We start from the raw sequence: 6,297 nt of genomic DNA, 5'->3' as shown, positions 1-6,297 counted from the left end.
TGGGCACGTCCTGGCGCCTGGTGGCTCCCGACCAGGCGGGGTTCGGCCGTACACCAATCCCTCCGGGGTCCAGGGGTGGGCTCCGGCTGTGGACGGAGCAGGCCGCGGGCCTGATGGACGCTCTCGGTGCCGAGCACTACGCCGTGGTGGGTCACTCCATGGGCGGTGCCGTGGCGCTGGCGTTGGCGGCCGCGCGTCCCGAGCAGGTCACCCATGTCGTGGCGGTCTCGACGATGGGCGCCCCCGGGGCGCCCCTGTCCGCCGAGCTCGACGCGGTCTGGGCCGCCCCCGCCGGCCCGCTCGGGGCACGAGACATGTTGAGCCGCCTCGTCTTCGACCAAGCGCTCGTGACCGAGTCGGCCGTCGCCGCACGTGCGGACGCGATGCGAGCGGGGGCGGCGGCATACGCGTCGTTGTTCCCTCCACCCAGGGCGCGTTGGGCCGACGATCTCACCCTCTCGGCGCAAACGCTGGCAGGGATCCGCGCGCCCGTGCTGCTCGTCCACGGTGCCGAGGACCGGGTCACCCCGCTCGGGACGGCTGCCCTACCCCTGCTCGAACACCTGGCCGATGTCCGTCTGCACGTGCTCGGCCGATGCGGGCACGTGCCGCAGCTCGAGCACCCGCACGACTTCACGCGACTCCTGTCGTGCTTCCTCGGCCGGGAACGAGGTCACTGAGTGCTGTGACGGGTTCGCAGCCCGGGCGGCGCCGACCCCGACGCGCTGCCGCAGGACTGTCAGCGGCTGGTGGCCATCGTGCGGGAGGCGGCCGGGCCGGTCAGGGTCCGGGCCGTCGGCGAAATGCTCGGCCTGCCGGTCGCGGTGCGGGGCAAGCTGGAGCCGCTGCGGGGAAAGCTGAACCGGCTGGCCGACCATTTCCATAAGTTATGAATATAAAACTGTTATGCTTCGGGCGTGAGCCGTCAAGACCCCGCTCCTGACGCGTCCGCCGCCATCGGGGCAGCCCTCTACGGCCTGGCCACCAGGGCCGTGAGACGCCTGCCCCGGGACATGAGCCTGACGTCCGCCGCCACCCTGGCCACCCTGGACCGGGCCGGCCCGCGGCGCGTCACCGATCTGGCCGCGGTCGAGGGCGTCACCCAGCCCGCGATGACCGCCCTGGTCCGGGTGATGGAGGAGTCCGGCCTGGTCGAGCGGCGGGGCGACGCGTCCGACAAGCGGGTCACGCTGGTGTGCCTGACCGAGGCCGGCGCCTCCTATGTCCGGGCGCGGCGCCAGGCGGGCGTCCACGCGTTCGAGCGGTTGATCGGCGAGCTCACCGGCGACGAGGTCGAGGCGCTGGTGGCGGCCCTTCCGGCGCTGAGGCGTCTGGAAGAGCTCGAAAGCCAGGACCGCGAAGGGCCGAGGCAGTGACCGGGCAGCCGGTCGACGGGGTCGCGGCGAATGCCTTCCCGGCGGCGCGTTCCGAGGCGCGGCTGCTGGTCCCCGCCCTGATGTTCATCGCTCTGGTCGTGGCGGCGGTCGCCAGCCTCGGGACGCCGCTCATCACCAGCGTGGCGACCTCGTTCCACGTCTCGCTCGGCAGCGCGCAGTGGACGCTGACCGTCGCGCTGCTCAGCGGCGCCGTCGCCACGCCGGTCCTGGGCCGGCTCGGAGCCGGCCCGCACCGGCGGGCCGCGATCCTCGCCACGCTGGCGGTCGTCGTCGCCGGCAGCGCGCTCACCGTGCTGCCGCTGCCGTTCGCGTGGCTGCTGGCCGGCAGGGCGGCCCAGGGCGTCGGGCTCGGGCTGACGGCGCTGATGATGGGCGTGGCCCGGGACCACCTCCCCGAGGAGCGCAGCGCGGCCGTGATCGCCCTGATCTCGGTGGTCTCGATCATCGGGGCCGGCGTCGGCTACCCGCTGGCCGCACTGCTCGCCGAGTTCGGCGGGGTCCGGGCCGCCTACGGCCTCGGCCTGGTCGTCACCGCCGCCGCCCTCCTGACCGCGTGGCGATCCATGCCCGAAGCCCCCGAAGGCCGCTCCGCCCATGTGGACGTGGCAGGCGCGGTCGTCCTGGCCGCTGCGCTGCTCCTGGTGCTGTTCCTCGCCGGCGAACGGGACCTGTGGAGCCGGCACCTCGCCGTGGCGGCGGGCCTCGCCGTCGTCGCGGTGGTGCTGCTCTGCGTCTGGGCCGTCATCGAGCTGCGCAGCACGACGCCCCTGGTCGATGTGCGGGCGGTGCGGCACCCGGCGGTCGCCGGGGCGAACCTCGCCATGCTCGTCGGCGGGATCGGCATGTACCTCCTGCTCACGCTCATCACCCGGTACGCGCAGACGCCGCACGACGCCGGCTACGGCTTCGGGCTGACGACCTTCGTCGCCGGGCTGGTCCTCATCCCGTTCTCGGTGCTGGGGTTCGTCGCCGGCAAGCTCACGCCGCGGGTCCGGACGCGGATCGCCGACCCCCTGCTCCTGGCCGGCAGCGCCGTCGTGGTCGGCGGCGGCTTCGCCCTGTTCGCGGCGGCCCGGTCGAACCTGGCCGAACTGTTCGCGGGGATGGGCGTGCTCGGCTTCGGCGTCGGCGGCTTCTCGGCCGCGATGCCCGGCGTCATCCTGGCGGTCACCCCCAAGAGCGAGACGTCGAGCGCCATGAGCTTCAACTACGTCGTCCGCAGCGTCGGGTACTCCCTGGGCAGCGCCGTCGGCGGCCTGATCCTCGCCGCGGGCACCGGCCCCGGCCACCTCTTCCCCGACGACGGCGCCTACACCACCGCGGCGCTGGTCGGCATGGGCGCCATGGCGACCACGACGCTGACGAGCCTCGCTCTCGCCCGCCGACGCCCGTCCGAGACCAACCCGTAAGTCAGATGCACGCCCCCCACACTGGAGGTTCCATGCCCAAGGGCTACTGGGTCAGCGTCTACCGCACCATTTCCGACCCTGAGAAGCTGGCTGCGTACAACAAGCTGGCGGGTCCGGCCGTCCGGGCCGGGGGCGGTCGGACCCTCGTCCGTGGCGGTCGGGTCGTGGCGCATGACGCCGGAATCGCCGAGCGCACCGTCCTGGTCGAGTTCGACAGCTTCGAGCAGGCCGTCGCAACGTACGAGAGTGCGGCCTACCAGGAGGCACTGGTCGCCCTCTCCGATGGCGTCGAGCGCGACTTCCGCATCGTCGAAGGCATCGACTGACCGAGGTTAAGTCGGATCTTCACCGGAGACAGGACGTCAACCGAGCACACGCGCGCATCCGAGCCCTCGGCGAACGCGCCGTCGCGCCCCTGAAAGCGTGGAAGCTGCTGTCAAAGGTCCGCTGCTGCCCTCACCGGGTCACGTCGATCGTGCAGGCCGTCCTCGACCGGCAGGCCGTCGAAGACGACCGCTGGTCAAGATGAAAATGGCTCAGAGATCGGCCGCTGTGTCACGGGTCCACCTCCTCGTTCGGCTGGGCGCACGAAGAATCGAGGTCGGTCGGCTGTGCCATGCTCTGCGGTAAGCGGGCTGTCGGATCACAGGCCGGACGAAAAAGGGCCGTCGTATGACTTGACCTTGGCGGGTATGCGGTAGAAGGTGCGGGTCGCCGTCCACCATTCCCGGTCGGTGAAACGGCCTGTGATACGGCCCATCATGCAGAAATAGCTGTGCAGATCCTCTTCGTACGTGTCGTGTCCGCCGAGTTCCAGCCCTTCCGTCAGATGCTGGTATTCGGGGAGGTCCACGACTTCACCCGGTTCCTGCGGCGGAGTGACGTCGCCGAGCATCTCACCGTCGTAGTGGAGGTGCAGCGGTGAAAGCCCTGGGCCTGCTTCCCCTGTGTAGTCGATTTCAAATACCCGCCGCTTTCCCAGATTGGGGAGCCCGGCCGGATGCAAGTACAGGTTGAAAGCGAAGAGGTGTGTCCAACCGGGTGCGTGCGGGCCGATCCAGATCCCCACCTCCGGGTACCCGCGGTGAACACTGGTCCCCAGGGTGTCCAACCCGCACTCCACTCGTGACTCCGAGTCGGCCCCGAACAGCACGGCCACTTCCTCCGGATCCTCACCCTCGACCCAGAGGGCGTGAAATGCGTTCTCCAGTCCCTGCCCGTACTCGGCCAGCAGGTCCCACTGGTTCTCCGCCGGGAGGTCCTTCCTGAAATCAGGCGTCACCCTATGTCCTCTTCTCGTAACGACGGGGTCGCACGGCGCCGGGCCGTGCGACCTCGTCTGTCAACTGCTAATCGTCAGTCGACGATCTCAACCCAGAATGGGCTGTCGCTGGTCTTGGTGAGGGTGTGTAGTACTTCCAGTAATTTGCTTTTGTCTGCAACGAATAGTTGTTGTCCGCCTGTACCGTGAATGCGAATCCCGAGAAGACCTGTCGATTCTGTCGGTCACTGCCCTCCGGCCCCCTCCACAGTGGGAGCCCTGGACGGTGTCCGGGGGCGCCGCGTAGTTGCCAGGGATGGCTTTGGGCAGTTCGTTGCCCAGTAGCCACCTGATCGGAGGGCGGGCCTTCACCCGGTTGTCGGTCGTGTCTCCCGGGCGTAGTGGAGGATACGTCGACGGGTTCGTCGCGGGATTCAGTGCCTTTTCGATGTGCTTGATGACATCGAGGTATTCGTCGTCTCTGCTCTTGGACATCGTGAACAGTCGGTCGGCCCTGATGTAGACACAGCCACCGTTATTCCCCTTGTCCTCGCCATGCTCTCCGAGTATCCGCCAGTCGCAGCGGAAGCTGGGTGACCACAGGGTGTTCGTCGGCGTGCCCTGCCCCCATCGCACCACACCGAGCCGTTTGCCCACCGTGCTGAGCACCTCCTGGTCCCAGAGCGGCAACCAGCCCTTGTTCCCCTTGTACTGAATGAGGGCGGGCATGATGGAGCAGACCGTCCGGTCCAGTTTGGTGAACGGCTTGGGGGCCTGGAAACGGTATTCGAGATAGGGCGTCCCGCGCCAACTCCTAATCGTCCTGAGCTGTTGAGCGGCTTGGCGGCCAGGATGGGCTCGGGGCTCGCCAGGAGAGCCTGGACCTGGGCGACGTCGAGCGGCTGCCGATAAACCTGCACCTCGTCAAGGTCGCCCTTGACTCTGCTGCCCAACGTCATGGCGATGTCGGCATGCCAGGCTGGAAAGCTCCGGGCGTCGGCTCGACAAGGGTTCCGTTGAGGTACAACGAGGAGGGGTGAGCCGCGGCGTCGTACACGCCGGTCAGGTGCAACCACTCGCCCACGGGAGGTTCGACGTCGGACACCACGCCCTCGATTGTCGCGTGGGCGGCGTCGGCGCTGGTGAAGGTGAACACCAATCCGTGGTCGGGGGTGTTGCCGAGCCGGAAGGGGGCTTGCTGGGTGCCTCTCTGTTCGAGGACGGTGTAGTCGCCGTCCTTGTCGCTCCAGCGCAGCCAGGCGGCGGCGGTGAAGCTCTGGTCGGTTCGGATCACCGGTCCGGCGGTCTGGGCCAGGGGTTCCTCGCCCGGCTGGACGACGTCCACGGTGACCTGCTGCCAGTCCGCCCAGGCTGAGGAGGTGGCGCCGGCGACCGCGCGGGCCCGCCAGCGGATCTTCCAACCGTCGGCGAGCGTGTCGGCCGGGACGGCGATGCTCGCCTGGGTGCCGGAGGCGACGCCGTCCACGCTCCCGGCCCAGATCTGGCCGGTGCCCCGACCTTCGGGTGCGGCCGGATCGTGTTCGCTCTCGGCATCTGCCGCATGACTCTCTTCGTTCACGTGTTGACGTCTTCGGTTCGGCCGTTGTGATGGGGCAAGGTGATGCCGGCGTTACAGCCTCGCGGTCGAGCTCGAGGCCGTTGGCGAAGCCGTGCAGGTGGGGCCGGTCAGCGGCCCGGGCGTCGGTGAGCCAGGCGGCGAGCTTGGCGTCGTTGCCTGCGACCGTGGTGAGAAGTTCAGCGAAGGCACGGGCCAGGCGGGCGAGCTCGGCCGGTTCGGGGCACGTACCACGAGTTCCTGGAGCAACGTGGTGTCGGCCTCATTCAGCCTGCCGGGGCGGGTGAGTAGGAGCCGAGTTCCTTGACCTCACCGAACAGCTGGGGGACCGGGACGGCCGGCTCGGCGGCGCGCCGCTCCCGCACGCAGGATGGCTAGCATCCGTCACCTTTCCTATACGATCCGAGTGGTCGTCAGCATGCATCAGCGTTGCGACCGATGTCAACAGGTTCGCGAAGACGCTGGAAGGACCTCACGTCACGATGGACGACGAAGCGACGATCGCGGGGCCGTGAGGCCATGACGGGCGGAACGCCGCCGGGAAGATCTCGCGGCCGGCTTGCCGAGGTGTACGACACGCTGCTCGGACAACTGGGGGGCTTCCCGAAACTTGGCTATCACGGTGTTGATGTGACGGTCGGTCGCTACGGATCG

Annotated in this window: 7 protein-coding genes and 1 pseudogene; 5 read left to right on the top strand and 3 right to left on the bottom strand. The window is 69.0% G+C overall.

The window, feature by feature from the left end:
* From AAH991_RS39650 to AAH991_RS39630, 5 genes are all read left to right on the top strand, one after another.
* The coding region (locus AAH991_RS39650) for an alpha/beta fold hydrolase (RefSeq protein ID WP_346231111.1) at window positions 1–680 on the top strand (680 nt) is incomplete at its 5' end.
* 69 nt (window positions 681–749) lie between these two features.
* Window positions 750–893 carry a hypothetical protein gene (locus AAH991_RS39645; protein WP_346231110.1) on the top strand — a complete coding sequence of 48 codons (144 nt, stop codon included), beginning with the start codon at window positions 750–752 and terminating at the stop codon, window positions 891–893.
* Window positions 894–917: 24 nt separating this feature from the next.
* Entirely contained in the window at window positions 918–1,376 is a 459-nt protein-coding gene (locus AAH991_RS39640; protein WP_346231109.1) for a MarR family winged helix-turn-helix transcriptional regulator, read from the top strand.
* Window positions 1,373–2,806: an MFS transporter gene (locus AAH991_RS39635; protein ID WP_346231108.1), complete on the top strand. Its 1,434-nt coding sequence runs from the start codon at window positions 1,373–1,375 to the stop codon at window positions 2,804–2,806. Before AAH991_RS39640 ends, AAH991_RS39635 begins: the two co-directional genes overlap by 4 nt.
* Before the next feature lie 32 nt (window positions 2,807–2,838).
* On the top strand, window positions 2,839–3,132 hold the full coding sequence (locus AAH991_RS39630; RefSeq protein WP_346231107.1) for a DUF1330 domain-containing protein: 294 nt from the start codon (window positions 2,839–2,841) through the stop codon (window positions 3,130–3,132).
* A gap of 317 nt (window positions 3,133–3,449) precedes the next feature.
* Here the strand turns inward: AAH991_RS39630 and AAH991_RS39620 are convergent, their stop codons facing one another.
* The 3 genes and pseudogenes from AAH991_RS39620 to AAH991_RS39610 all read right to left on the bottom strand — a co-directional run.
* Window positions 3,450–4,088, bottom strand: coding sequence for a hypothetical protein (locus tag AAH991_RS39620; protein WP_346231106.1), 639 nt, complete (start codon window positions 4,086–4,088; stop codon window positions 3,450–3,452).
* A 934-nt stretch (window positions 4,089–5,022) separates the two neighbouring features.
* Entirely contained in the window at window positions 5,023–5,646 is a 624-nt protein-coding gene (locus AAH991_RS39615) for a LamG-like jellyroll fold domain-containing protein (RefSeq protein ID WP_346231105.1), read from the bottom strand.
* Window positions 5,646–5,943, bottom strand: a pseudogene (locus AAH991_RS39610) (ISL3 family transposase); the annotation flags it as partial. The gene AAH991_RS39615 and the pseudogene AAH991_RS39610, both read right to left, overlap by 1 nt.
* Window positions 5,944–6,297: the final 354 nt, after the last annotated feature.

It is taken from the genome of Microbispora sp. ZYX-F-249, assembly GCF_039649665.1.
In the GTDB taxonomy this organism is placed as follows: Bacteria; Actinomycetota; Actinomycetes; order Streptosporangiales; family Streptosporangiaceae; genus Microbispora; species Microbispora maris.
The sequence above is the reverse complement of the archived record's forward strand: the minus strand, read 5'-3'. Positions and strand labels throughout refer to the sequence as shown.

Coding starts and splice junctions, on each gene's coding strand:
- AAH991_RS39630 (WP_346231107.1), top strand. CDS start 2,839: ATGCCCAAGGGCTACTGGGTCAGCGTCTACCGCACCATTTCCGACCCT.